Source organism: Allobosea sp. Root381, assembly GCF_001429395.1.
In the GTDB taxonomy this organism is placed as follows: Bacteria; Pseudomonadota; Alphaproteobacteria; order Rhizobiales; family Beijerinckiaceae; genus Allobosea.
In genome coordinates this window covers 22,345-47,849 of record NZ_LMJT01000009.1, presented here as the reverse complement: position 1 = coordinate 47,849, position 25,505 = coordinate 22,345, and the positions used below count along the sequence as shown (strand labels likewise).

At 68.0% G+C, this 25,505-nt stretch carries 26 protein-coding genes, 1 tRNA gene, 1 other RNA gene and 1 pseudogene; 12 read left to right on the top strand and 17 right to left on the bottom strand.

All coding sequences use genetic code 11. The features are described from left to right. Positions 1-59 precede the first annotated feature (59 nt). Positions 60-848 (top strand): class II glutamine amidotransferase, encoded by a 789-nt coding sequence (locus ASE63_RS09695; protein WP_056800243.1) that lies wholly within the window; start codon positions 60-62, stop codon positions 846-848. 241 nt (positions 849-1,089) lie between these two features. After that, on the top strand, positions 1,090-1,647 hold the full coding sequence (locus ASE63_RS09690) for a L,D-transpeptidase (protein WP_056800239.1): 558 nt from the start codon (positions 1,090-1,092) through the stop codon (positions 1,645-1,647). A gap of 200 nt (positions 1,648-1,847) precedes the next feature. Here ASE63_RS09690 and ASE63_RS09685 read toward each other — a convergent pair whose 3' ends face one another. The 3 genes from ASE63_RS09685 to ASE63_RS09675 form a co-directional block, all read right to left on the bottom strand. Continuing rightward, the gene (locus ASE63_RS09685; RefSeq protein ID WP_056800236.1) at positions 1,848-2,234 is read right to left on the bottom strand and encodes an Ig-like domain-containing protein; all 387 of its coding nucleotides are present in this window, start codon (positions 2,232-2,234) and stop codon (positions 1,848-1,850) included. Positions 2,235-2,452: 218 nt separating this feature from the next. Continuing rightward, a tRNA-Ala gene (locus ASE63_RS09680) sits at positions 2,453-2,528 on the bottom strand. 193 nt (positions 2,529-2,721) lie between these two features. After that, positions 2,722-3,126 (bottom strand): TIGR02300 family protein, encoded by a 405-nt coding sequence (locus ASE63_RS09675; RefSeq protein WP_056800233.1) that lies wholly within the window; start codon positions 3,124-3,126, stop codon positions 2,722-2,724. A 228-nt stretch (positions 3,127-3,354) separates the two neighbouring features. Here ASE63_RS09675 and aroA point away from each other — a divergent pair, with 228 nt between their 5' ends. From aroA to ASE63_RS09660, 3 genes are all read left to right on the top strand, one after another. Continuing rightward, entirely contained in the window at positions 3,355-4,695 is a 1,341-nt protein-coding gene (gene aroA / locus ASE63_RS09670) for a 3-phosphoshikimate 1-carboxyvinyltransferase (RefSeq protein WP_056800231.1), read from the top strand. Continuing rightward, the gene (gene cmk, locus ASE63_RS09665) at positions 4,692-5,345 is read left to right on the top strand and encodes a (d)CMP kinase (protein WP_056800228.1); all 654 of its coding nucleotides are present in this window, start codon (positions 4,692-4,694) and stop codon (positions 5,343-5,345) included. The genes aroA and cmk overlap by 4 nt, the downstream gene beginning before the upstream one ends. 103 nt (positions 5,346-5,448) lie before the next feature. Then, complete coding sequence (locus ASE63_RS09660) at positions 5,449-6,261, top strand: DUF1194 domain-containing protein (protein WP_056800645.1); 813 nt, start codon at positions 5,449-5,451, stop codon at positions 6,259-6,261. Positions 6,262-6,384: 123 nt separating this feature from the next. Here ASE63_RS09660 and hrpB read toward each other — a convergent pair whose 3' ends face one another. Then, positions 6,385-8,883 carry an ATP-dependent helicase HrpB gene (gene hrpB, locus ASE63_RS09655; RefSeq protein WP_056800226.1) on the bottom strand — a complete coding sequence of 833 codons (2,499 nt, stop codon included), beginning with the start codon at positions 8,881-8,883 and terminating at the stop codon, positions 6,385-6,387. A 78-nt stretch (positions 8,884-8,961) separates the two neighbouring features. Here hrpB and trpA point away from each other — a divergent pair, with 78 nt between their 5' ends. The 5 genes and pseudogenes from trpA (at position 8,962) to ASE63_RS09630 (ending at position 13,423) form a co-directional block, all read left to right on the top strand. Next, entirely contained in the window at positions 8,962-9,822 is an 861-nt protein-coding gene (gene trpA, locus ASE63_RS09650; protein WP_056800223.1) for a tryptophan synthase subunit alpha, read from the top strand. Positions 9,823-9,872: 50 nt separating this feature from the next. Beyond that, positions 9,873-10,796: an acetyl-CoA carboxylase, carboxyltransferase subunit beta gene (gene accD, locus ASE63_RS09645; protein WP_056800219.1), complete on the top strand. Its 924-nt coding sequence runs from the start codon at positions 9,873-9,875 to the stop codon at positions 10,794-10,796. 19 nt (positions 10,797-10,815) lie between these two features. Continuing rightward, complete coding sequence (locus ASE63_RS09640; RefSeq protein WP_056800216.1) at positions 10,816-12,138, top strand: folylpolyglutamate synthase/dihydrofolate synthase family protein; 1,323 nt, start codon at positions 10,816-10,818, stop codon at positions 12,136-12,138. Between the two features lie 13 nt (positions 12,139-12,151). Continuing rightward, positions 12,152-12,568: a hypothetical protein gene (locus tag ASE63_RS09635; protein ID WP_056800214.1), complete on the top strand. Its 417-nt coding sequence runs from the start codon at positions 12,152-12,154 to the stop codon at positions 12,566-12,568. A gap of 13 nt (positions 12,569-12,581) precedes the next feature. Continuing rightward, a pseudogene (locus tag ASE63_RS09630) lies at positions 12,582-13,423 on the top strand (aldo/keto reductase). A 6-nt stretch (positions 13,424-13,429) separates the two neighbouring features. Here ASE63_RS09630 and hisA read toward each other — a convergent pair. The 7 genes from hisA to argB form a co-directional block, all read right to left on the bottom strand. Beyond that, positions 13,430-14,170 (bottom strand): 1-(5-phosphoribosyl)-5-[(5-phosphoribosylamino)methylideneamino]imidazole-4-carboxamide isomerase, encoded by a 741-nt coding sequence (hisA, locus tag ASE63_RS09625; protein WP_200962546.1) that lies wholly within the window; start codon positions 14,168-14,170, stop codon positions 13,430-13,432. Further along, positions 14,158-14,814: an imidazole glycerol phosphate synthase subunit HisH gene (gene hisH / locus ASE63_RS09620; RefSeq protein ID WP_056800211.1), complete on the bottom strand. Its 657-nt coding sequence runs from the start codon at positions 14,812-14,814 to the stop codon at positions 14,158-14,160. The genes hisA and hisH overlap by 13 nt, the downstream gene beginning before the upstream one ends. Continuing rightward, entirely contained in the window at positions 14,811-15,296 is a 486-nt protein-coding gene (locus ASE63_RS09615; RefSeq protein WP_056800207.1) for a DUF2628 domain-containing protein, read from the bottom strand. Before ASE63_RS09615 ends, hisH begins: the two co-directional genes overlap by 4 nt. Before the next feature lie 14 nt (positions 15,297-15,310). After that, the gene (gene hisB, locus ASE63_RS09610; RefSeq protein ID WP_056800204.1) at positions 15,311-15,898 is read right to left on the bottom strand and encodes an imidazoleglycerol-phosphate dehydratase HisB; all 588 of its coding nucleotides are present in this window, start codon (positions 15,896-15,898) and stop codon (positions 15,311-15,313) included. Between the two features lie 135 nt (positions 15,899-16,033). Next, the gene (gene metZ, locus ASE63_RS09605) at positions 16,034-17,230 is read right to left on the bottom strand and encodes an O-succinylhomoserine sulfhydrylase (RefSeq protein WP_056800201.1); all 1,197 of its coding nucleotides are present in this window, start codon (positions 17,228-17,230) and stop codon (positions 16,034-16,036) included. A 142-nt stretch (positions 17,231-17,372) separates the two neighbouring features. Beyond that, a complete protein-coding gene (locus tag ASE63_RS09600; protein ID WP_056800198.1) occupies positions 17,373-18,110 on the bottom strand; it encodes a pyrimidine 5'-nucleotidase in 738 nt (245 codons plus the stop codon). A gap of 141 nt (positions 18,111-18,251) precedes the next feature. Continuing rightward, the gene (gene argB / locus ASE63_RS09595) at positions 18,252-19,148 is read right to left on the bottom strand and encodes an acetylglutamate kinase (protein ID WP_056800195.1); all 897 of its coding nucleotides are present in this window, start codon (positions 19,146-19,148) and stop codon (positions 18,252-18,254) included. A 235-nt stretch (positions 19,149-19,383) separates the two neighbouring features. On the opposite strand from argB, the gene ASE63_RS09590 reads away from it, so the two are divergent. Then, complete coding sequence (locus ASE63_RS09590; RefSeq protein ID WP_056800190.1) at positions 19,384-20,793, top strand: adenylate/guanylate cyclase domain-containing protein; 1,410 nt, start codon at positions 19,384-19,386, stop codon at positions 20,791-20,793. A 39-nt stretch (positions 20,794-20,832) separates the two neighbouring features. Here the strand turns inward: ASE63_RS09590 and ASE63_RS09585 are convergent, their stop codons facing one another. From ASE63_RS09585 to rpmH, 6 genes are read right to left on the bottom strand one after another with little or no spacing between them, the layout of a single operon-like run. Continuing rightward, the gene (locus ASE63_RS09585; RefSeq protein WP_056800187.1) at positions 20,833-21,201 is read right to left on the bottom strand and encodes a DUF423 domain-containing protein; all 369 of its coding nucleotides are present in this window, start codon (positions 21,199-21,201) and stop codon (positions 20,833-20,835) included. Between the two features lie 5 nt (positions 21,202-21,206). After that, positions 21,207-21,872 carry a ribosome biogenesis GTP-binding protein YihA/YsxC gene (gene yihA, locus ASE63_RS09580; protein ID WP_056800184.1) on the bottom strand — a complete coding sequence of 222 codons (666 nt, stop codon included), beginning with the start codon at positions 21,870-21,872 and terminating at the stop codon, positions 21,207-21,209. Positions 21,873-21,882: 10 nt separating this feature from the next. Then, complete coding sequence (locus ASE63_RS09575) at positions 21,883-22,509, bottom strand: CatB-related O-acetyltransferase (protein ID WP_056800181.1); 627 nt, start codon at positions 22,507-22,509, stop codon at positions 21,883-21,885. Between the two features lie 43 nt (positions 22,510-22,552). Beyond that, the gene (gene yidC, locus ASE63_RS09570; RefSeq protein ID WP_056800179.1) at positions 22,553-24,445 is read right to left on the bottom strand and encodes a membrane protein insertase YidC; all 1,893 of its coding nucleotides are present in this window, start codon (positions 24,443-24,445) and stop codon (positions 22,553-22,555) included. Between the two features lie 51 nt (positions 24,446-24,496). After that, on the bottom strand, positions 24,497-24,910 hold the full coding sequence (gene rnpA / locus ASE63_RS09565; protein WP_056800177.1) for a ribonuclease P protein component: 414 nt from the start codon (positions 24,908-24,910) through the stop codon (positions 24,497-24,499). Between the two features lie 52 nt (positions 24,911-24,962). Then, the gene (gene rpmH, locus ASE63_RS26485) at positions 24,963-25,097 is read right to left on the bottom strand and encodes a 50S ribosomal protein L34 (RefSeq protein WP_038364779.1); all 135 of its coding nucleotides are present in this window, start codon (positions 25,095-25,097) and stop codon (positions 24,963-24,965) included. A 246-nt stretch (positions 25,098-25,343) separates the two neighbouring features. Here rpmH and ffs point away from each other — a divergent pair. After that, an RNA gene (gene ffs / locus ASE63_RS26480) (signal recognition particle sRNA small type) lies at positions 25,344-25,440 on the top strand. Positions 25,441-25,505: the final 65 nt, after the last annotated feature.

The following is a 25,505-nucleotide window of genomic DNA, read 5'->3' as shown; positions in this document are numbered from 1 at the left end:
ATCGTCGGAGAATAATCTTCTGCACGCGGCGCCCCGCCGCGGCTGATTCGGGCAGCATCATGTGCCGTTTCCTTGCCTATTCCGGCGCGCCGGTCTTCCTCGAGGATCTTGTCGCGGCGCCCTGCCATTCGCTGATCCACCAGTCGCTGCACGCGGCCGAGGCGAAGACCGGCACGAATGGCGACGGCTTCGGCGTGGGCTGGTACGGCACCCGGCACGAGCCCGGCCAATATCGCGAGGTCCGGCCGGCCTGGTCCGACGAGAACCTGCTCTCGATCGCCCGGCAGGTGCGCTCGCACCTGTTCTTCGCCCATGTCCGGGCAGCGACTGGCACGGCGACGACCCGAGCGAACTGCCATCCTTTCGCCCATGGCCGCCATCTCTTCATGCATAACGGGCAGATCGGCGGCTACGGAGCGATCCGGCGCAGGCTCGAAGCCCTGATCCCCGATTCGCTCTATGCGGCGCGGGTCGGCACGACCGATTCTGAGGTGCTGTTCCTGCTCACCCTGGCACGCATCGAAGGCGGGCTGACGGCCGGCGAGGCGCTCGCCGCTTCGCTCGGCGACGCGCTCGCGCTGATGCGTCAGGCGGGCATTCGCGAACCGCTGCGCTGTGCCGCGGCGCTTGCGGATGGCGAAACCATCCATGCCGTGCGCTGGTCCTCCGATGCCCGGCCGCCGACCTTGTATCTTTGCCGCCGCGAGGACAGCGTCATCGTCGCGTCGGAGCCGATCGATGCGGAGCGCGAATGCTGGCGGGCCCTGCCCTGCAACACGCTCGTCTCGGTCCGCGGCGACACCGTCGCGCTGACGCCTTTCGAGGTTGGCCTCGACGAAGCCGCCTGAACCATCATCCCCGATCTGCCGGGCCTCGTTGAACCTCGAAGCCTCCTACCGCGACTGAATGATTGGGTCGCGCGTTTCGCGGCTCGCGTCTTCGCCGCCCCGGCTTTCCCAACCTCCCAAAGGCTGCCGGGGCGGCGATTGCACGCGTCGCCGTTGAGAAGACCAGGGTTGCGCGCGCCCGCCTTGACCGGCCTCGCCCATTCCTTCCACATTTCGGGCGGGGGGCCTCGAGGGTCCGATCATGCTGCGCGCCATCGCTCTCGCCATCGCCGTCCTAGCCCTACCGGCATCCGCCGGCGCCTATGACAACCCGCTCAGCCGCGGCCTCGCGGACTTCCTCAACATCTTCAGCGAGCAGTCGATCCCGCGGCAGTTCGTGCCATGGACTGGAAAACAGCCTGCCGGCACGGTCGTGATCTCGACGGGTCAGCGGCGGCTCTACTACGTCCTCGGCCAGGGGCGGGCGCTCCGCTACGGCGTCGGCGTCGGCCGGCAGGGCTTCAGCTGGTCGGGAACCAAGCGCGTCACGATGAAGCGAGAATGGCCGGACTGGCGCCCGCCCGCGGCGATGCTGAAGCGCCGGCCCGACCTGCCGCGCTATATGCCGGGCGGGATCGACAATCCGCTGGGCGCCCGGGCGATCTATCTCGGCTCCAGCCTCTACCGCATCCATGGATCGAACGAGCCGGACACGATCGGGGCGGCCGTGTCCTCCGGCTGCATCAGGATGACCAATCGCGACGTCACGGACCTCTATGAGCGCGTCAGGACAGGCGCGAAGGTCGTCGTCATGCGTTGATGCGGACAAGCATGACGGGTCACGCGGCGACGGCCAGCGTGATCCGGCACATGTCCTTTTGCCTGCCTAGCCAATCGCGACCGGCCCGCGGGGCAGTCTGCCGAAAGAGCGGGTCGTACAGGCCGGGCCAGGATACCGGAAGCGGAAACGGACGACGGCCGAGCCGTTTCAGGCGTTGCTATTCCGGGCCCGCCGAGCCCTCAATTCACGGCGACGGTTATACACCCCGCCAGGGTCACGCCCGGCGCCTTCGGGGTCGTATTGCTCGTGCAGAAGGTGTCCCTTCCCGTAAAGCCCTTGTTCGGGGTGTAGGTGAGCCCGCGTCCCGCCACGACGCCGACCTTCCCCGAGGCCGGGCCTCGCGTGATGGTGACGTTTGTCGCGGGAATCCGCGTACCTGCCCGATCGTCGACGATACCGGGAAAGCTGATCTGGCACGCCTTGTCGGCTGCCGTCATCTGGAAACTGCCGGACCCTTGTCCACTCCCCCAGCCTCGACCGTTGCTTCCGGTGCAAGCCGCTTCAGCGGCGGTGAGGGATACGCCGCTGCTTGCGACGATGGCGGTCATAGCGATCAAAAAACGCATATCGGCCCCCTTGCATGTTATGGCGGCATCATCTTGCGGCACACATGACGCAAGGGCAACCCGCCGAGCAGCGGCCGAATCGCTTGAGGATCGGGACGACAGCTGGCGTTCCAGCCTGTTTCGGTCCGTAGCAAGCTGCGCGATGTCGGGGCAAATGCCGGTGTAGCGGTCAAACCGCTTTCCAAGGCGTCAGCAAATCAGCACATGACGGGGGGAGATGGTGGAGCCAGGCGGAATCGAACCGCCGACCTCTTGAATGCCATTCAAGCGCTCTCCCAACTGAGCTATGGCCCCACTCTCAAGCGGCTGATCTGGGAGTCAGCCGGGGTATTTGGGCTACGCGCCACTCACCATCTGGCGAGGAAGGCCCGGAACCCGGGCGCCGCATCGGCGGCGCAGCGGCTCTATAGGCGGGAGCGGCGGAAGACACAAGCGCCTATTTGTCGCCTGATCGTCATTCTTTTTTTCACGCCGCCGCCGCAGAGGCTCAGACGTCCTCGTCGCCCTCGATGTCGCCATCGATCAGATCGGAAACGTCGTCCGAGCCTTCCTCGTCTTCTTCCAGGAAGGTGTCGTCGTCGTCGCTGGAGCCGTCGTCCTCGACCTCGATGTCGTCCTCGCTGGTGACGACCGTGTCCTTCTCGCTGGCCTCGGCGTCCGCCTCGTCGAGGGAGACGAGCTCGACGTTGCCGTCGGCGGCCTCCGCCTCTTCTTCGTCCTCAGCGGGCTTGGCCGCGACAGCAGCAGCCGCCGCCTTCGCCTGCGGCTCGAACACCGAGCGCGGGAAGGACTGTCCCGTATAGGGCGAGACGATGGGGTCCTTGTTCAGGTCGTAGAATTTGCGGCCCGTGGTCGGGCAAACGCGCTTCGTGCCAAGTTCCGTTTTCGCCACTGCGTCGGACCTTCAATCATGCATGTTCTGAAAAGCAGGCGCGTCCGTTAGTCGGGGTGAGCCGCCCTGTCAAATGTTGATTTCATGCTGGCGCGGCGCGGCGCAAAGGCCAAGCCCTGTTTTTCACCCGCCTGCCCCGGAGACTACGGAAAGCATGCCGGACGTGACGTGCAGCAAAGCGGCGTGCTAGGGCACGGCATTCCCGATCGAACAGCCGGCAGAAATCCAGTGGCCCACGCGCAGAACCCCGTCCCCGTCACCGCGCGCCGTTCCGGCCCGCTCCGCGGCAGCGTCCGCGTGCCAGGCGACAAGTCGATCTCGCATCGCGCGATGATCTTCGGCCTGCTCGCCATCGGCCAGACCAGGATCACCGGCCTGCTCGAGGGCGAGGACGTGCTGCGCACGGCCGATGCCGCGCGGGCACTGGGCGCCATCGTGCATCAGGACGGGCCGGGCGCATGGCGCGTCCAGGGCGTCGGCGTCGGTGGCCTGCGCCAGCCGGAAGGCGTGCTCGACTTCGGCAATGCCGGCACCGGCTCGCGCCTGATGATGGGCGTCTGCGGATCGCACCCGATCACCACGACCTTCGACGGCGACGCCTCGCTGCGCAAGCGCCCGATGCGCCGCATTCTCGATCCGCTCGCGCAGATGGGCACGGTGATCGTCTCGCAGGAAGAGGGCGGGCGCGTGCCGCTGACGCTGCGCGGGCCGAAGGAGGCACTGCCGATCACCTATCGCACGCCTGTCGCCTCGGCGCAGATCAAGTCGGCGGTGCTGCTGGCCGGCCTCGCCGCTCCCGGCGAGACCACGGTGATCGAGACCGAGGCCACGCGCGACCATACCGAGAAGATGCTGACCCACTTCGGCGCCGATGTCGTCGTCACGCCCGAGGGCGAGCACGGCAGACGGATCGTGCTGAAGGGCCAGCCCGAGCTGCGGGCGACGCCGATCGTCGTCCCGGCAGACCCGTCCTCCGCCGCCTTTCCGTTGGTCGCCGGGCTGATCGTGCCGGGCTCCGACATCCGGATCGAGAGCGTGATGACCAACCCGCTGCGCAGCGGCCTGCTGACGACGCTGCGCGAGATGGGCGCCGACATCACCGTCGAGAGCGAGGCCAATGAAGGCGGCGAGGCCGTCGCGACCCTGCGCATCCGCGCCTCCGCGCTGAAGGGCGTCACCGTTCCGCCCGAGCGCGCGCCCTCGATGATCGACGAATATCCCGTGCTGGCCGTCGCCGCCTCCTTCGCCACCGGCACGACCCGGATGCGGGGCCTGCAGGAACTGCGGGTCAAGGAATCGGACCGGCTCGCCGCCGTCGAGGCCGGGCTGAAAGCGGCCGGTGTCGATTGCGCGATCGACGGCGACGACCTCGTCGTCCACGGCTCGGGCGGGGAGGTCACGGGGGGCGGCACCGTCGCGACCCATCTCGACCACCGCATCGCGATGAGCTTCCTCGTCATGGGCCTGGCGACGCAGAAGCCGATGCAGGTCGATGACGGCGCCATGATCGCGACCAGCTTTCCGACCTTCACGGCCCTGATGAACGGGCTGGGAGCCGAGATCGGATGAGCGTTGCCCAGGCGCCGGCGGGTCTCGTCATCGCGGTCGACGGCCCGGCGGCTTCCGGCAAGGGCACGCTGGCGCGCCGGCTTTCGGCGCATTACCGCCTGCCCTATCTCGATACAGGCCTGCTCTACCGCATGGTCGCGCGCGCCATGCTCGACGCCGGTCACGACATCCGCGATGCGGACGCCGCAGGCCGGCTGGTCTTAACCTTCGATGACGGCGCCTTCGCCGAGGACAGCCTGCGCGGCAGGGAGATCGGCGAGGCAGCCTCGGTCGTCGCGGCGATGCCGGCGGTGCGCAGCGGGCTGATCGCGCGCCAGCGCCGCTTCGCCGCGCAGCCCGGCGGCGCCGTGCTCGACGGGCGCGACATCGGCACCGTGATATGCCCGCAGGCGCCGGCCAAGCTCTTCGTCACGGCGACGCCGGAGGTGCGCGCCGCGCGCCGCCACAAGGAGCTCGCCGGCCGGGGAGAGCCTGCCACCTTCGAAGGCATCCTCGCCGACATCCGCCGTCGCGACGCCCGTGATTCGGGCCGCAGCGACGCCCCACTGCGCGCGGCCGAGGACGCAGTGCTGCTCGATACATCGGCGCTGACCATCGACGAGGCGCTCGCCGCCGCCATCGCCATCGTGGAAAGCCGCAAGGCGCGATAATCGGCACCACCGCCCGTCATTCACGCTTGGCGCCCGTCTTTCTCGCTTGGAACGAATCGAAAGCCGGCGCACACTTCCCCTGCGATAGATGAGGGAGGTGGCGATGCGGCGCTGGCTGTTCGGTCTCTTGAGTCTGGCGGCGGCCGGTCTGTGGACCAGCGCGACGCCCAATGCCCAGCCGGCGGCCGGCCCGCCCGAGGAGGTCGACGTCGCGCTGGTGCTGGCGGTCGACGTGTCCTTCTCGATGGATCTCGACGAGCTGGCGCTGCAGCGCAACGGCTATATCGAGGCCTTCCGCTCGCGCGAGCTGCACGAGGCGATCGCCAAGGGCGCACTCGGCAAGATCGCGGTGACCTATTTCGAATGGGCCGGCGGACATTTCCAGCATGTCGTCAAGCCCTGGACCATCATCGACGGCCCACAGGCGGCGATCGCGCTGGCGGAGGAGCTCGGCGAGGCGCAGACCCGCCGCGGGCGCCGCACCTCGATCTCGGCCGCGATCGATCTCGGCGTGTCGCTGCTGGAACAGGCCAACGTCACGCCGATGCGCAAGGTCATCGACGTCTCCGGCGACGGCGCCAACAATGACGGGCGTCCGGTGACGCTCGCGCGCGACGAGGCCGGCGCCAAGGGCATCAACATCAACGGCCTTCCCGTGATGCTGAAGCAGGCGAGCTATTTCGACCTCGACAATCTCGACGTCTACTATCAGGATTGCGTCGTCACCGGGCTCGGCGCCTTCGTGATCCCGATCCGCGACAAGAGCCAGTTCGTCGATGCGACCCGGACCAAGCTGGTCCGCGAGATCGCCGAGATGCCGCGCCCCGACGCCCTGATGCAGAAGGCACAGGCCAGCGGCAACAACGCGACCTGCCTCGCCGGCGAGCGGCAATGGCGGGACCGGATGGGGAACTGAGAATCTTCGGCGAAGACTTCATCGTCATGGACGGGCTTGTCCCGACCATCCACGTCTTTGCCTGTCGAGCGTGGCGTTCAAGACGTGGATGCTCGCCACAGGGGCGAGCATGACGGCTTTGCCTCACGTCCCGCGCGGCTTGGCCCGGGTCGTCGGCGCGGCGGCTGCGGGGTCGTCCGGCCAGGGATGGCGCGGATAGCGGCCCTTCATCTCGGACTTCACGGCGGCCCAGGAGCCGCGCCAGAAGCCCGGCAGGTCGCGGGTGACCTGGACCGGCTTGTGGCCGGGCGAGAGCAGTTCCAGCACCAGCGGCACCCGCCCGCCGGCGAGCGCCGGGTGCTTCGACAGGCCGAAGAGCTCCTGCACCCGGACCGAGATCGTCGGCCCGGCCTCCGCGGCGTAATCCACCGCCAGGCTGGAGCCGGTCGGCGCGGTGAAATGCGTCGGCGCCTCGGCGTCGAGGCGGCGCTTCAGCTCCCAGGGCAGCAGTTCGGCCAGAGCGCCATCGAGATCGCCCGGCGCGATCGCGGCGAGCGAGGTCCGGCCGAGGATGTGCGGGGCGAGCCAAATTTCGGGCGCTTCCACGAGCCCGGCGTCCGAGAGGTCGGGCCAGCCCTGTTCGGGCTCGGCACGGCGCAGGAAATCGACGCGCTCGCGCAATTTCCGCTGCGCCCTGGTCCAGGGCAGGAGCTCGATGTCGATGCCGCCGATGCCCTGGGCGAGGATCTCGGCATTGGCGAGCGAGGCTTCCGCCGGCAGCGGCCGCTCCGCCAGTGCGAGCGCGCCATAGCGGCGCACGGCGCGGGCACGCAGGGCGCGGGCGCCGCGGTCGAACGCTGTCTCGCTGCGCTCCTGGATCGGGAAGGCGGCAAGCCCGTTCGCGGCGAGCCAGGCGATCTCGGCCTCGGTCAACGCAGCCGCCGACAGGATGCGCGACTGCTGCGCGACGCCGGTCATCTCGGCCACGACGATATGGGTCTCCCGCGCCAGGCGCTCGGTCGGCTCGAATGTCGCGCCGCGCCCGTTGGCGAGCAGATATTGCCCCGAGCCGGGCTTGCGCGCCTTGGCGACGCGATCCGGATAGGCAAAGGCGAGGAGCAGACCCGGGGCCAGCACTTCCGCCTGCTCGGGCCGGCCCGCGGCACGCTCGGCCGCACGAGCCCAGCCTTCGGCAAGACGACGCATGTCGCCGGCGCGGCCGCCGCGCTCTCGCCCGAAGCGTTCCAGCCTGTCCGAGAGATCAAGCGCATCGCTGCCGAGTCCCCGCTCGACCAGCAGCGCCGCGAGCAGGGCAGCCGTCTCGGCTTCGCCGAAACGCGCCGCCGCCACGACCATGCGGGCCAGGCGCGGCGGCAACGGCAGGAGCTGGAGCGTGCGCCCCTCCGGAGTGAGGCGCCCGTCACCATCGAGCGCGCCGATGCTGGCGAGAAGGCTGCGCGCCTCCTTCAAGGCGGGGGCTGGCGGCGGGTCGAGGAAGGCGAGCCGCGTCGGATCGGCAACGCCCCAGGCCGCGGAGTCGAGCAGCAGCGGGGCAAGGTCGGCGGCGAGGATCTCGGGGCGCGCGAAGGCTTCGAGCGCCCCGTTCCCAGCCTCTTCCCAAAGGCGGTAGCAGATGCCGGGCTCGGTGCGGCCGGCGCGGCCACGGCGCTGGTCGCAGGCCGCGCGGCTGGCACGGCGCGTCTCCAGCCGCGTGACGCCGAGATCGGGCTCGTAGACGGGGATGCGGGCGAGGCCTGAATCGATCACCACCCGCACGCCCTCGATGGTCAGCGAGGTTTCGGCGATGGCGGTCGCGAGCACGACCTTGCGGCGGCCCGCAGGCGATGGCAGGACGGCACGGTCCTGCTCCGCCTGATCGAGCGCGCCGTAGAGCGGGGCGACCTCCACCGCCTTGTCGCGGATGCGCTCCCGGAGCCGCTCCTCGACGCGCCTGATCTCACCCTGCCCCGGCAGGAAGACGAGTTGCGAGCCCGGCTGCTCATTGAGCGCCAGCATCACCGCATCCGCGACCTGATCCTCGATCCGCTTCAGCGGTTCGCGGCCGAGATAGCGCGTCTCGACGGGATAGGCGCGGCCCTCGCTCTCGATCACCGGCGCCTCGCCAAGCAGGTGCGCAACACGGGCGCCGTCCAGCGTCGCCGACATCACCAGGATGCGCAGGTCCTCGCGAAGGCCGGATTGCGCGTCGAGCGCGAGCGCCAGGCCGAAATCGGCATCGAGCGAGCGCTCGTGGAACTCGTCGAACAACACGGCAGCGACGCCTTCCAGCGCCGGATCGTCGAGGATCATCCGGGCGAAGACGCCTTCGGTGACGACCTCGATGCGCGTCTTCGGGCCGATCTTCGAGCCGAGCCGGACGCGCAGGCCGACCGTCTCGCCGACACGCTCGCCCAGCGTCTGCGCCATGCGATTGGCGGCGCCGCGCGCCGCGAGCCGGCGCGGCTCCAGGACGATCAGCTTGCCGCCTTTGGTCCAGGGCTCGTCGAGCAGGGCGAGCGGGACGCGCGTCGTCTTACCGGCGCCGGGCGGCGCGACGAGCACGGCGTTCGGTGCCGTGCGCAGCGCTGCGGCCAGCTCGCCGAGGACGGCATCGATCGGAAGGGGGGCGTCGAAGGCGCGCATAGCCCGCGATGTGGCGCAGCGCGCGCCCGCGCGCAACCCTCTCGCCAGCTCGGCCTCGTCATGCTAACCGCTCAGCCCATGACCGAACCCAAGACAGCCACCGGCCAGGATCGCATCCAGGCCCGCTTCCAGGCCTGCGCTGCGGAGAGCCGCGCCGCGCTGGTGACCTTCGTCACGGCGGGCGACCCCGATCTGGAAACCTCGAGCGCGCTCCTCGACGCGCTCCCGGGCGCCGGAGCCGACATCATCGAGCTCGGCGTGCCCTTCACCGATCCGATGGCCGACGGCATTCCGGTCCAGCTCGCCGGGCAGCGCGCGCTCAAGGCCGGCCAGACGCTGAAGAAGACGCTGGCGATGGTCGAAAGCTTCCGCGCCGCCGGCCACGACACGCCGATCGTGCTGATGGGCTACTACAACCCGATCTACGCCTATGGCGTCGAGCGTTTCCTGAAGGATGCGCGTAAGGCCGGCATCGACGGCCTGATCGTCGTCGACCTGCCGCCGGAAGAGGATGCCGAGCTTTGCCTGCCGGCGCTCGCGGCCGGCGTCAGCTTCATTCGCCTGGCCACGCCGACCACGGACGACAAGCGCCTGCCCAAGGTGCTGCAGAACACCTCCGGCTTCGTCTATTACGTCTCGGTGACCGGCGTCACCGGCGGCGCGATCGCCGATTACGGCGCGGTCGGCGACGCGGTCGCGCGCATCAAGCGCCACACCGATCTGCCCGTCGCGGTCGGCTTCGGCGTCAAGACGGCGCAGGACGCCATCCAGATCGCCGGAAGTGCGGACGGCGTCGTCGTCGGCTCGGCGTTGGTCGAGCGGGTCCGCCTCTCGCTCGACGCCGATGGCAAGGCCACGGAAAAGACGGTTTCGGCTGTCACCTCGCTGGTCGCCGAACTCGCCGCGGGCGTCCGCTCGGTCGCGAAGGCTGCGGCCTGAGGCTCGCAAGCCTCGCCCGCTGCTCGCACCAGAACCACAAGGATCGATCCATGAACTGGATTTCCGAAGTCGTCCGGCCGCGCATCAAGACGCTGTTCAAGCGCGAGAGCCCGGAGAATCTCTGGATCAAATGCCCCGATTCCGGGCAGATGGTCTTCCACAAGGATGTCGAGGCCAACGGCTTCGTCATTCCCGGCTCCGACCATCATATGCGCGTCACCGCGCAGGACCGGCTGCGCATGACCTTCGACGAAGGCAAGTGGCTCGACGTGCCGCTGCCCGAGGTCGCCGTCGATCCGCTGAAGTTCCGCGACGAGAAGCGCTATACCGACCGGCTCAAGGATGCCCGCGCCAAGACCGGCGCCGCCGATGCGTTCAAGGTCGGCTATGGCCGGGTCAAGGGCTTCGCCCTGACGATCGCGGTGCAAGACTTCCACTTCATGGGCGGTTCGCTCGGCATGGCGGCCGGCGAAGCCTTCATCAAGGGCGCGGAGACCGCGCTCGAGAAGAAGACCCCGTATGTCGTCTTCGCGGCCTCGGGCGGCGCGCGCATGCAGGAAGGCATCCTCTCGCTGATGCAGCTGCCGCGCACCACCGTCGCCATCCGCATGCTGCGCAAGGCCGGCCTGCCCTATATCGTCGTGCTGACCAACCCGACGACCGGCGGCGTCACGGCCTCCTACGCCATGCTGGGCGACATCCACATCGCCGAGCCCGGCGCGCTGATCGGCTTCGCCGGCCCGCGCGTCATCGAGCAGACCATCCGCGAGAAGCTGCCCGAAGGCTTCCAGCGCTCGGAATACCTCAAGGATCACGGCATGGTCGACATGGTGGTGCACCGCCACGACCTGCCCGAGACCCTGGCGCGGCTCGGCCGGCTGCTGACGAAGCAGAAGCTGCCGGCCAAGGACGCCGCTCCCGCGGCTGCTGCCGCACCCGCCACGGCGCCCCAAGCCCTTACCGAAGCGGTCTGAAGCTGCGGCGCGCGCGACCATGAGCTCGTCCGATACGGTTCTGGCGCGCCTGCTGGCGTTGCATCCGAAGCTGATCGACCTTTCGCTCGGGCGCATCCTGACCCTGCTGGAACGGCTCGGCGACCCACAGAAGCGCCTGCCGCCGGTGATCCATGTCGCCGGCACCAACGGCAAGGGCTCGACCATCGCCTTCATGCGGGCGATTCTCGAGGCGGCCGGCTTGTCCGTCCATGTCTATACCTCGCCGCATCTGGTGCGCTTCCATGAGCGCATAAGGCTCGGCGCGCCGGGCGGCGGGCGCTTCGTCGACGAGGCCGTGCTGGTCGAGGCGCTCGAACGCTGCGAGCGCGCCAATGCCGGCGACCAGATCACCTTCTTCGAGATCACCACCGTGGTCGGGCTCCTGCTCTTCGCCGAGCACAAGGCCGATGTCGTGCTGCTCGAGGTCGGGCTCGGCGGGCGCTTCGACGCGACCAACGTCATCGCCCATCCAGCCTGCACCGTGGTGACGCCGGTCTCGCTCGACCATTCGGAGTATCTCGGCGACACCGTGACGAAGATCGCCGGCGAGAAGGCCGGCATCTTCAAGCGCGGGGCGCCTGCCGTGATCGCACCGCAGGAACCGGAGCCGACCGCCGTCCTGGAAGCCGCGGCCGAACGCGCGGGCGCCTCGAAGATCCTGATCGGCGCCCAGGATTTTGCCGTCCACGAGGCCGGCGGGAGGCTGGTCTACGAGGATGGCGACGGGCTGCTCGACCTGCCGCTGCCGCGCCTCGCCGGGCGCCACCAGCACGTCAATGCCGGCACCGCCATCGCCGCGCTGCGCGCCGCCGGCTATGGCCGCCTGCCGGCAAAGGCCTTCGAGCAGGGCATGCGTGACGCCGACTGGCCGGCGCGGCTGCAGCGGCTGGCGCGCGGCCGGCTGGCCGAGCTCGTACCCGCCGGGGCGGAGCTCTGGCTCGACGGCGGCCACAATCCCGATGGCGGCCGCGTGCTCGCCCAGGCCATGGCCGATCTCGCCGACCGCAATCCAGCCCCGCTGGTGATGATCGCAGGATTGCTCTCGACCAAGGACGCGCAGGCGACGCTCGGCCATTTCAAGGGCCTGGCACAGCTGCTGCTCGCGGTGCCGATCCACAACCAGATTGCCGCCCGGCCGGCCGAGGAGGTCGCGGAGCTCGCCCGTACGGCCGGGCTCGCCGCGGATGTTTCCGGCTCCGTCGAGCAGGCGCTGCGCGAGATCGCGGCGCGAGGCTGGTCCGCCCCGCCCCGCATCCTGATCTGCGGCTCGCTCTACCTCGCCGGCGAGGTGCTTTCCGCCAATGGGACGCCGCCGGCCTGACAGGGAGAGAAACATGTCGTTCAGCAGCGGATGGTCCGGTGCGCTCCTCACCGGCCTCATGCTCGGTGGCTGCGTCGCGACGAGCGAATCGGCAAAGCTCGCCGACGAGGTCGACCAAATCCGCAGCGGCCACCCGACCTTCATGCAGCGCACCTTCATGACCATGGACGAGCAGTGCCGCTCGACGCGACGCCCGACGACGACCGTGGTCGAAGCGCCGAAGCGCGGCCGGGTCGAGGCGGTGACGCAGAACGCCACCGCGATCTACGAATCCGGCCCCTACGCCCATTGCAACGACCGCGTAGGCAAAGCGCTGGCCTTCCGCTACACCTCCCAGCCCGAATATCGCGGGACGGACAGCTTCAGGGTGCGCGTGCGCTATGCCGATGGCGAGATCCGCCATGCCCGCTACAACATCGAGGTCTACTGAACAGGAGACGAGGATGGCGGCGAGCTTCGGCAAGGGCGGCCCGCAGGTTGCGGCGATCGGCCAGGGCAGCTGGTACAGCGAGCAGGGCGACCGCGCCGAGACGATCGCCGCGTTCGGCGCGGGCTCGATTTCGGCCTGGACCATATCGGCACCGCCGAGATGTACGGCGACGGCCGCTCGGAGGCCGTCATCGGAGAGGCCATCGCCGGGCGACGCGACGAGGTCTTTCTCGTCTCCAAGGTGCTGCCGCATAATGCCTCCAAGGCCGGGACAAGGGCCGCCTGCGAGCGCTCGCTGCGGCACCTCAATACCGACCGGCTTGATTGCTACCTGCTGCATTGGCGCGGACCGCACCCGTTGCCCGAGACCTTCGCCGCCTTCGAGGCGCTGAAGGCCGAGGGCAAGATCCTGTCCTGGGGCGTCAGCAATTTCGACGAGGACGATCTCGACGAGGCCCTCTCCGCCGCCGGCCCGGGCCGGATCGCTTGCAACCAGGTGCTCTACCATCTGCGCGAGCGCGCTATCGAGCACGCTGTCATCCCGTGGTGCGAGCGCAACGGCGTCGCCGTGACCGCCTACAGCCCCTTCGGCCATGACGATTTTCCGGCGCCGGGCAGCGCCGGCGGCCGGATCTTGGCCGAGATCGCGGCGGGTCATGGCGCCACGGCGCGGCAGATCGCGCTCGCCTTCCTGACGCGCCGGGCCAGCGTCTTCGCGATTCCGAAGGCTGGCCGCGTCGCCCATGTCGAGGACAATGCGGGCGCCTTGCAGATCAAGCTGACGGCCGCCGATCTCGCCCGCATCGACGCGGCCTTCCCGCGGGGAGCCAAACCGCATTCGCTACCGATGCTGTAGCAGCGCTCAAGCGGCGCGCGCGAGGCGTTCCAGCGCAGCGCGCGGGTCGATGCGGCCGTCATAGAGCGCGCGGCCGGTGATCGCGCCTTCGAGGATCGCGGCGTCGGGAGCGGTGAGGCGCTCGATATCGGCCATCGAGGCGAGGCCGCCCGAGGCGATGACGGGGATCGTCAGCGCCTTGGCCAGCCCGATCGTGCCGTCCCAGTTGATGCCCTGGAGCATGCCGTCGCGGGCGATGTCGGTGTAGACGATCGCGGCGACGCCGGCATCCTCGAAGCGCCGGCCGAGATCGTCGGCCGCCAGCGCCGAGGTTTCGGCCCAGCCCTCGACGGCGACGAAGCCCTCTCGCGCATCGATGCCGACCGCGACCTGTCCCGGGAAGGCCTTGGCCGCCTCGCGCACGAAGGCGGGATCGCGCACCGCCGCCGTGCCGATGATGACGCGGCGGATGCCCTTGGACAGCCAGCCCTCGACCGTCTTCATGTCGCGGATGCCGCCGCCGAGCTGCACCGGGAAGGCAACGCCGGTCAGGATGGCCTCGACGGCGGCCGCGTTCATCGGCTTGCCGGCGAAGGCGCCGTCGAGATCGACGACATGCAGCCACTGGAAGCCCTGCGCCTCGAACGCCGCGGCCTGGGCGGCCGGATCGTCATTGAAGACGGTAGCCTGGTCCATGTCGCCCTGTTTCAGGCGGACGCACTGGCCGTTCTTCAGATCGATGGCGGGGAAAAGGATCACGGCTTCCAACCCAGGAAATTGGCGATCAGCTTCAGCCCGAGCTTCTGGCTCTTCTCGGGATGGAACTGGGTGCCGGCAATGTTGTCGCGCCCGACCATGGCGGTGAGCGGGCCGCCATGGTCCGTCACGGCGACCACGTCGCCCGGCCGCTCGGCCGCCAGCGCGTATGAATGGACGAAATAGGCGTGCAGCCCGTCCGGCCCTGTCTCGATGCCGTCGAGCAGCGCATGCTCCTGCCGCTGGTCGAGCGTATTCCAGCCCATATGCGGAATCTTGAGGTCTTCGCCATCGGGCACGACCAGCGCGACATCGCCGGGAATCCAGCCGAGTCCCGCAGTCGTCGTGTATTCGAGCCCGCGCGAGGCCAGGAGCTGCATGCCGACGCAGATGCCGAGGAAGGGCCGGCCCCTGCCCCGCACGGTCTCCTCAAGCGCCTCGACCATGCCGGGTACGGCATCGAGCCCGCGCCGGCATTCCGCGAAGGCCCCGACGCCCGGCAGGACAATTCTGTCGGCGGCACGGACCGCATCCGCATCGCTGGAGACGCTGATCGTCGAAGCGATGCCGGATTCGGCGGCGGCGCGCTCGAAGGCCTTGGCGGCCGAGTGCAGATTGCCCGAGCCGTAATCGATGATGACGACGGACTGGCTCATCGGCCGCGCGCCTCGGGAAAGAGCCCGATGATCGGCACCGGCCCGGCCGGCTGCGGACGGGCAAGCCCCGGTACCGGGAGGCGCTGCGGTGCGGCATCGCTGGCGAGCGCTCGCTCGAAATAGCGGCGCTCCGCCTCGGGCAGATCGCGCGCCTCAACCACGTCGGCGAGGCGCCAGCCGCTGCGGGCAAGCTTGCGGGCGACGAGAGCCTGCCCCTCGAAGCCGAGGAACAGCGCAACTGCGAAATGCGCGGCCAGCAGCGATCCACCGCTCAGGCCGAAGCGGTTGCTCGCATAGAGCAAGGCGCCCCAGAGCAGGACGTAAAGCAGCGTCGCCAGCCAGAGGCGCTTTCCGAGAAGCCAGAGCCCCGCCAGGACGAAGGCCGGCCAGGAGAAAGTCTCCGGCAGGAGCCGCGCCTGTTCGATCTCGTCACGCGCGCCTCCGGAGCCGGGAGGCGGGATCATCACGGTATAGAATGCCATGCTCCGCTCTCCCTTCAGAGGGCACCCTTGGTCGAGGGCACGCGGCCGCCTTCTCGCGGATCGACCTCCAGCGCCTGGCGCAGCGCGCGCGCCAGGCCCTTGAAGCAGCTCTCGGCGATATGGTGGGCGTTGTCGCCATAGAGCGTCTCGACATGCAGCGTGATGCCGGCGTTCATCGAGAAGGCCTGGAAGAACTCGCGCACCAGCTCGGTGTCGAAGGTACCGATCTTCTGCGCCTCAAACCGTGTCCGGAAGACGAGGAAGGGCCGGCCCGAGACATCGACGGCGACGCGGGTCAGCGTCTCGTCCATCGGCAGGTGGACGTCGGCGTAGCGGCGGATGCCCTTCTTGTCGCCGAGCGCCTGCTTCAGCGCCTCGCCGAGCGCGATGCCCGTATCCTCGACCGAATGATGGTCGTCGATATGGGTATCACCCTTCACCGCGACCTTGAGGTCGATCAGCGCATGGCGGGCGAAGAGGTCGAGCATATGGTCGAAGAAGCCGACGCCGGAGGCGATCTCGGCCTTGCCGGTGCCGTCGAGGACGAGCGAAACCGTGATGTCGGTCTCGTTGGTGCGGCGCTTCACTTCGCCCGAACGCATGCTGGCCTCTCAAGCCATTTCAGGAACGGGCCCGCTTTAGCAGGGGCCGGCGGGGAAGGCCACCATCGCGGCAACAGCTCGCCGGCTTCCACAGCCGTCATGCTCGGGCTTGCCCGAGCATGACGGCTAGCGGCCTCAGACCTTGGCCAGAGCTTGCTCGAGATCGGCGATGAGGTCGTCCGGGTGCTCGAGGCCGATCGAGAGCCGGATCATCCCGTCCGTCACACCCATTGCGGCGCGGACCTCCGGCGTGAAGCGCTGATGCGTCGTAGTCGCCGGGTGAACGATCAGGCTCTTGGCGTCGCCGAGATTGTTCGAAATGCGGATCAGCTTGCAGGCGTCGAGCAGGCGGTAAGCACCTTGCTTGCCGCCCGGAACCTCGAAGGCGATCAGGGTCGAGGGGCCGCTCATCTGGCGGGCGATGATCTCGGCCTGGGGGTGGCCGGGGTGGCCGGGGAAGATCACCTTGAGGGGCTTGGTCTGCGCGGCGAGCCAGTCGGCCACGCGCGTGGCGTTCTGGGCCTGCTTCTCGACGCGCAGCGGCAGGGTTTCCAGCGACTTCAGCATCACCCAGGCGTTGAACGGCGAGAGGCTCGGGCCGGTCTGGCGCAGGAAGTTCTGGATGTCGGCCTCGATCAGTTCCTTCGATCCGAGGATGAGCCCGCCGAGACATCGGCCCTGCCCGTCGATGTGCTTGGTCGCCGAGTAGACGACGATGTCGGCACCGAGTTCGAGCGGGCGCTGGAAGAGAGGCGTGGCGAAGACGTTGTCGACGACGAGCTTCGCGCCCGCCTCCTTCGCGACCGCGGCGACGGCGGCGATGTCGATCACCTCCAGCGTCGGATTGGACGGGGATTCGAGGAAGAACAGCTTGGTGTTGGGCCGCACCGCCTTGCGCCAGGACTCGATATCGGTGCCTTCGACCAGCGTCGTTTCGACGCCGTAGCGCGGCAGATGGTCCTCGATGATGTAGCGGCAGGAGCCGAACAGTGCGCCAGCCGCGACGACATGGTCGCCGGCCCGCAACGGCGCCATCACCGCCGCCGTCACCGCCGCCATGCCGGTCGCGGTGGCGCGGCACACTTCAGCGCCCTCGAAGGCGGCCATGCGGTTTTCCAGCATCGCCACGGTCGGGTTTGACAAGCGCCCGTACTGGAAGCCGGGATCGGTGTTGAGGAAGCGCCCTTCCGCCTGGGCGGCGTTGTCGTAGACATGGCCCTGGGTCAGGAACAGCGCCTCGGAGGTCTCGCCAAATTGCGAGCGCACGGTGCCGCCATGGACAAGGCGCGTTTCGGGGTGAAGGCTGGCCACGCCGCCGTCCGATGCCGACATGATAGGAGCTCCAAAGCGTTCGATATAACGAACCACTGCGGTATCATCCTCCGCGTCGTTCGTAAAGACGAACAAACTTTCGACTGGGCGGACAAAGGCGCGGGTTCGTTCCGGGCGAACGGAGGCAGCGTCGCACCGCGCCTCAGCGCGTGCCCTCACCCGCCGCCAGCGGCGTCAGGAAGCCGGTCAGGTCCGAGGTGATGTGGTGGACATGGCCGGCCTCGACCGCCACCTGCTCCCAGGCTTCGCGGAAGGGATCGGGCGTCCGCGGGATGATCAGCACCGTCTTCATCCCGAGCGCGCTCGGGATGAAGAGGTTCTTCTCGATGTCCTCGAACATCGCCGCCCGGCCGGGATCGACGGCATGCTTTGCGAGAAAGAGCTCGTAGGTCGAGCGTTCCGGCTTGGGCGTGAAGCCGGCGGCGACGATGTCGAAGACGTCCTCGAAATGCTGGAGGATGCCAAGCTTGCCGGCGACGTTGCGGGCATGGCCGACCGAGCCGTTGGTCAGGATCAGCTTGCGTCCGGGCAGCGCGGCGATCGCGGCGCCCAGCGCAGGATCGGGCTCGAGCAGGCTGAGATCGATGTCGTGCGCGAAGTCGAGAAAGTCGTCCGGCTCGACCCCATGTTCGGTCATCAGCCCGTTCAGGGTCGTGCCGTAGCGATGGTAGTAGTAATTCCGCAGGGCGTGCGAGGAGAGGCCGTCGAGCCCGAACAGCTCCTGCAGGAACAGGGTGATGCGCTGGTTGACCTGCGGCCAGACCTGACACTCATGCGAGTAGAGCGTATTGTCGAGGTCGAAGACCCAGTGGTCGACATGCGCGAAGGCCTCCGCCTGCAGCGGCGGCGTCGCGACGGGAATGGGAGCATGCGTGTTCATGGGACGGACTCATGTGGCGAGCCGATCCTGACATGCAAGAGTGCTGCCGGCGGTTAACGGGCGACGAACTCTACGATGGATTCCGGAGCGGCGCCGCTTCGCGCCTTGTCCGGAATGACGGCAGCGGATATTCGCCCCGAATTACCGCCGGATGATCGTGCCCGAGCCCGTATCGGTGAAGAGCTCGATCAGAGCCGCATGCGGGATCTTGCCGTCGAGAATCACGACTGCCTCGACGCCCTTTTCCAGCGCGTAGATGCAGGTCTCGATCTTCGGGATCATGCCGCCCGAGATCGTGCCGTCCGCGATGAGGTGGCGGCATTCCTCGACAGTGAGCTCCGGGATCAGTTCCTTGTCCTTGTTCAGGACGCCGGGAACATCGGTCAGCAGCAGCAGGCGCTTGGCGTTCAGCGCGCCGGCGATGGCGCCGGCGAAGGTGTCAGCGTTGACGTTGTAGGTCTGGCCGTCGTCGCCGGCGCAGACCGGCGCCAGCACCGGGATCAACTCGGCCTTGAGCACCGAGTCGAGCACGGAGGTGTCGACCTTGTCCGGCTCGCCGACGAAGCCGAGATCGAGCACCTCCTCGATCTTGGAGTCGGGATCGACGATCGTGCGCGTCACCTTGCGGGCAGAGACCATGTTGCCGTCCTTGCCGCACAGCCCGATCGCCCTGCCGCCCTCGCGCGAGATATAGCCGACGATCTCCTTGTTGACCGAGCCGGCGAGCACCATCTCGACGACATCGACCGTGGCGGCATCGGTGACGCGCAGCCCCTGCTTGAACTCGGACTTGATGCCGAGCTTGCCGAGCATGCGCGCGATCTGCGGGCCGCCGCCATGGCAGACGACCGGCTTGAGGCCGGATTGCTCGAGCAGCACGATGTCCTCGGCGAAATCCTCGGCGGTCGCCGCGTCGCCCATGGCGTTGCCGCCATACTTGATCACGATGATCTCCTGATCGTAGCGCTGCATATGCGGCAGCGCCTGGACGAGCAGGTCGGCGGCTTGCGACGGGGTCAGGTGGGCGGGGGTGATCATCGGGCAGGCTCCGCGGAAGCGCGGGCAAGCGACCGCGCGTGAGCGCCTTCTAGCGGACTGAGCGGCACGCCGAAAGACCTCTCGCGACGTTGGCGGGCTGCTCGGGTCGACGCATCGCAGCCGATCGGAGCGATCGCGCTCGCCGCGAGGCGCCCTCCCTTCCGGAACCATGATGGCCAGGCGGGCCGCTCAAGCCTATCATCCCGCCGGATCCTCGAAACGGGGAGATCGGTCGATGAGCGATACCCGATCCTTGCTCGACGTTCTGCGCCATACGGTATCGGCCGATATCGCCGATGAGATCGAAAGGCTCGCCGCGACCGCTCCCGATCGAAAGCTCAATCGCATTAACGTGCTGGCATTCGCCGCCGAGCGAGGCCTCGACGAAGAGAAGGTCATCGCCGGGTTCCTGCACGCCTCTCGGCTCGGGCTCTTCGAATTCTCGTGGAATATTCTCTGCCCGGGCTGTGGCGGGGTCCTCGATGCCGGCGCTTCGCTGAAGCATGTTCACAGCGAGGCTTACACCTGTGCGCTGTGCGCCGCCGGCTACGAGCCTTCGCTCGACGAACTGGTCGAGGTGACCTTCACGGTCAGTCCCAAGCTCAGGCGCATCGAGGCTCATCACCCGGACCAGCTTCCAGCCGCCGAGTACTTCCGCCAGATATACTGGAGCTCGGGCGTCGATCTGCCGGAAGACGATTACGAGGCGATGCTCGACGAATTCATCGTCGAGGCGCTGGAGCTTCCGGCCGGCGAGAAGGCCGTCATATCGATCCAGATCGCCGAGTCCTTCCTCATCGTCTTCGAGCCGGTAACCCACGCCGCGCAGTTCATCGAGGTGAAGGGGGAGCCGACGAAGGAGCGGCAGGCTCTGTCGCTGGTGTTCGACCGGTCGCACCGCCACCATGAGACGCTGGTGATGCATCCGGGCGCCTTGCGCATAGCGGTCGAAAGCCATGTCGACGTCCGCACCTTGCCGTCCGTCTGCGTCGCGAACGACGCATTGCATCAGATGCTCGGCAGGCGCCGCCCGTTCCTGACCGCAAAGCGGGTCCTTTCGAACCAGACCTTCCGGGATATCTATCGCGCCGACACGCTCGACGTCGACCAGCGTTTCAAGATCGCCAGCCTGACTTTCCTGTTCACGGACCTCCGCGGATCGACCGAGCTCTATGAACGCGTCGGCGACCTCGTCGCGTTTGATCTGGTACGGGCGCATTTCAAGGTCCTGAGCGAGATCGTGGCGTCCGAAACGGGCGCCGTGGTCAAGACGATCGGCGATGCGGTCATGGCGTCGTTTCCTGCGCCCGCCCGCGCCCTCGCGGCAGCCGTTCGGATGCGCGATGCGATGCATTGCCTCAACCGGGAGCGCGGAAAAGAGGACATGATCCTCAAGATCGGACTCCACGAAGGGCCCTGTATCGCGGTCAATCTCAACGAACGGCAAGACTATTTCGGGCAGACCGTGAACATTGCGTCCCGCGTGCAGCATCTCGCTGCCTCGAACGAGATCTTCACCACCGATGCCGTGCTCGGCGACCCGCACGCCAGCGCTCTGCTCGTCGAACTGGGATTGCAGCCGTTGCGGCGAGACGTCGGGCTGCGCGGCGTCTCCAGGGAGATCGGGGTCTTCGTCATCCCGTAGCGGCTCTGGCCCGGCCGCGAAGACGCGACCTGGCGAGCCTCAGGCCCGCTTCGCGAACAAGGCCGACAGCGCGAGCAGCAGCCAGCCGCCGAGCATCATGAAGCCCCCGGTGGGAGCGGCGCGCGGGAAGAGCCCCTCATTGGCAAAGCCGCGCCGGGCAAGATCGGCCGCGAACAGCGCCGATCCGAGGATGATGAGCGAGAGCGCGATCCGCGCGGCGAGATCGGCGAGATGACCGCCCTGGCGGGCAGCCGTTGCGCCGAAGATCACCGATGCGTGGAACAACAGCATCTGGCCGGCGATCTGGACATTGGCGGTGCCCGTCACATGGGCGGCAGCAGCCAGCAGCGCGACGCCGGCCAGTCCCATCAGGGCAGCAAGCGTGAGATGGATCTTCGCCGCGCTCATCGCCGTCAACCCCGCTCCGCCAGCACGCGGCTGACCGCCGCGCGCAGCTCGGGGATGCCGAGCCCAGACTCGCTCGAGGTCAGCAGCACCTCGGGGAAGGCGGCGGGGCGGCGCTTGATCTCGTCATAGGTCGCCTCGCACATGAACTGCTGGTCGGCCTTCTTGATCGCGTCGCCCTTGGTCAGCACGACCTGATAGGAGACCGCCGCCTTGTCGAGCGTCTCGAGCACGGCGTTGTCGACATCCTTGAGGCCGTGGCGCGCATCGATCAGCAGGTAGACCCGCATCAGATTGGAGCGGCCGCGCAGATATTCGTGGATCAGGTTGGTCCAGGAGGCGACCTTGGCGCGGCCGACGGCCGCGTAGCCGTAGCCCGGCATGTCGACGATCGTCAGCCGCTCGTCGGCGCCGACCTGGCGGAAGAAGTTCAGCTGCTGCGTGCGGCCCGGCGTGTGCGAGGTCCGCGCCAGCGCGTTCCGGCGCGTCACCGCATTGATCAGGCTCGACTTGCCGACATTGGAGCGGCCGGCGAAGGCGATCTCCTGGCCCACCATCGGCGGCAGGTCGTCGACATGGGTCGAGGCCCAGACGAAATCCCACGGCCCCTCGAAGAGCTTGCGGGCGGTTTCGATCTCATCTTCGGTGAAGGGTTTCGTCGTGCTCGTGGTCATGGCGATACGCCTACACCGCGCGACGCAGCGCGTCGATGTCGGCGCCAGCGATCGCCGCGACGTTGCGGGCGATCTTGTCCGCCTCCCAGTCCCACCAGCGGATCGCGAGGAGCGCGGCCACGGTCGCCTCGGCGAAGCGCAGCTTCATGACCCGGCCGGGATTGCCGACGACGACCGCATAGGGCGGCACGTCCTTCACGACCTGCGCCCGGGTGCCGACGATCGCGCCGTCGCCGATGCGGACGCCCGGCATCACCACCGCCTCGCGACCGATCCAGACATCGTTGCCGATGACCATGTCGCCGCGATGCGGCTTTGCGGTGACGTCGGGCGCGCCTTCGACGCCGAACATCTGGAACGGATAGGTCGAGAAGCCATCCATCGGGTGGTTGGCGCCGTTCATGACGAACTGCGCGGCCTGAGCGATCGCGACGAACTTCCCGATGATCAGCCGGTCGCCGATGAAGTCGAAATGGTAGCGCACGCAGCGGCCGACGAAATGCTCCGGGCCACGCGAGTCGTCATAATAGCTGTAGTCGCCGACCTCGATCAGCGGATGGTCGACCACTGCCTTGAGAAAGGCCGTGCCCTTCCAGCCGGGAATGGGGTGGCGCGTGAGCGGATCGGGCAATGGCATCGCATCAAAGGCGAAGGGCGGGGAAGCCCCGCCCTTCGCACTCTCACTTCTTGTTGCTGTTGGCTGGCTTGCCGGGTGCGGGAGCCGGCGAGGGCGATGCCGCAGCGGGCGTCGCCTTCTTGCCGAACATGCCCTTGAGGTTGTCGAACAGCTCGATCTTCACCCCGTGCTTGCGCATGATGTAGCCCTGCTGCATCACCGAGAGCAGGTTGTTCCAGCTCCAGTAGATCACCAGGCCGGCCGGGAACGAGCCGAGCAAGAAGGTGAAGAACACCGGCATCCAGGTGAACATCATCTTCTGAATCGGATCCGGCGGCTCCGGGTTCATCTTCATCTGCACGAACATCGTGATGCCCATGATGATCGGCCACAGGCCGAGATGCAGCATCGAGGGCGGCGTGAAGGGCAGCAGCCCGAACAGGTTGAACAGGTTCGTCGGATCCGGCGCCGCGAGGTCGCGGATCCAGCCGAAGAACGGCGCGTGCCGCATCTCGATGGTGATGAACAGGATCTTGTAGAGCGCGAAGAAGACCGGGATCTGCACCAGCACAGGCCAGCAGCCGGCGAGCGGGTTGATCTTCTGCGACTTGTACAGCTCCATCAGCGCCTGCTGCTGCTTCATCTTGTCGTCGGCATAGCGCTCGCGGATCGCCATCATCTCCGGCTGCACCGCCTTCATCTTCGCCATCGAGGCGTAGGACTTGCTGGCGAGCGGGAAGAAGACACCCTTGAGGATCAGCGTGACGATCAGGATCGCGATGCCGAAGTTGCCGACATGCTTGAAGATCCAGTCGAGCAGGAAGAACATCGGCTTGGTGATGAAATAGAACCATCCCCAGTCGATCATCAGGTCGAAGCGCTTGATGCCGAGGTTCTTCTCATAGCCGTTGATGGCCGCGACTTCCTTGGCGCCGGCGAAGAGATGCGCGTTGCTCACGGCGTTGGCGCCGGGGGCGACCGTCACGGCCTCGGCGAGGAAGTCGGCCTGATAGGTGCGCTGGGACCCGGTCTGGACCGACGAGAAGCGGCCCTCGTATTTGCGCGACTGGTCGGGAACGACGGTGGCCGCCCAGTACTTGTCGGTGATGCCGATGAAGCCGCCGACGGCGTCCTTCCAGACCCGGCCGTTGGTGCCGGGCGCGAGCAGCGGCTCCTTGTCGACATGGTCGTAGGTGAATTCCTGCAGGCCATGCTCGCCGAGAACGCCGATCAGGCCCTCATGCAGCACGTAATAGCCGAGCGTCGGCGGGCGGCCATGACGCACGACCTGGGCGTAGGGGAAGAGCGTGACGGGGCCAGCGCCCTTGTTCTCGACCTCGTCCCGGACCGAGAACATCGCGTTGTCGTCAATGGTGACGACGCGGCGGAACAGCAGGCCCTGACCGTTGTCCCATGTCAGGTTCAGCGGCTTGGCCGGCGTGAGCACCTGCGCATCGGCCGTCCAGACCGTCGAGGCGTTCGGCAACGCGACATCGGTGCCCGGTGCGGCGACCCAGCCGAAATCGGAATAATAGCCGTTCGGACCGCCGAGCGGCGAGAGCAGCACGATGATCGGGCTGTTCGGATCGACCGTTTCGCGGAAGCCCTTGAGCGAGATGTCGTCGATGCGCGCGCCGGTCAGCGAGATCGAGCCGATGATCTTGGGCGTGTCGATGCGGACCCGCGGGCTCGCCGCCAGCGCCTGGTCGCGCGTCATGGCGACCTGCGTCGTCGGCGCCGCTCCGGGGACGGAGGACGCGGGCTGGCCGGGCGCGGCCGTCGGGGCCGGTGCGGCGCCCGGCACGGGGGCGCCGGTCTGCGTCTGCGTCTGCTGGTTCTGCTGCGCGATCTGCTTCTGCTTTTCCATCTGCGGCACGCCGTAGAAGTACTGCCAGCCGAACAGGACGACGACCGAGAGCACGATCGCCAGAAGCAGGTTGCGGTTGTCTTGTTTCATCATGATCGGAAACGGATCTCGCTTGGTCCGGCAGGTTCTGGGCGCAACAGGTCAGGCAGGCGTCGGCGCCACGCGCTTGTCGCGCGGGCGGCGCCGGTCGGCAGAGGATGCCCCGCGCGGCTTTTGAGGCCTCGCCCGGTCGATGGCAATGGAAAGATCGGCCACGAGCGCCTGAAAATCTGCGCCCAGCACCTCGGGGCGGGCAACGATCACGATGTCGCAGGGCCTGGCGGCCTGGTCGCGCAGGGCCTGCGCGGCGGCGGCGCGCAGGCGGCGACGGATGCGATTGCGCTTCACGGCGTTGCCGGTCTTGCGGGAGGCGGTCAGCCCCAGCCGAAGGCCGCCCCGCTCTTCTTCGGGCGTGGTGTCGCGCACCTGCGCCGTAAAGGCAGGCGAACGAAAACGGCGGCCTTTATCGGCCGCCGCCAAAAATTCCTTGCGTTGCGTCAGACGGGCGAGGCGCATGGCGATTGGCCAGTCTTCCGGAACAGGCGCGCAAGTGTCACGCGCCTTTAGCTCAGGCCGACAGGCGCTTGCGGCCGTGCGCGCGACGGGCGGCGATGACCTTGCGGCCACCCTTGGTCGCCATGCGAGCGCGGTAGCCGTGGCGGCGCTTGCGAACCAGCTTGCTGGGTTGGTAGGTTCTCTTCACGGTCCGTCTCCGGGGCCTTTGTCAGCGCGTCCGCCGTGGCTTCCGTGGGAAGCGTGGCCGACCGAGCCTGTCATGCGATAAGGTTCCGCGCCGCCCCGAGGGCTGCGCAAGTCGCGGGCTTATGGCGGATGACCCGCTTCAAGTCAATGCCGAAGCAGCGCCTGCGACGAAGCTGCGCGTCGATTTTGCTATCCCGCCCGCGGCGCCGCGCTTGCGCTCGAACTTCTTATCACCGATATAGCGGCCGGGAGGTTGGCGAGGGACGTCTCACTCGCCAACCGGGTCAGGTCCGGAAGGAAGCAGCCCTAACGAGACCGAACGGGTCTTCGTCCAGCCTCCCACCTTTGCGCCCTTGATTTTCGCGCTCGGGCAACGGGCGCGGCCTTGCCGCCGAAGTGCAGCGGCCTC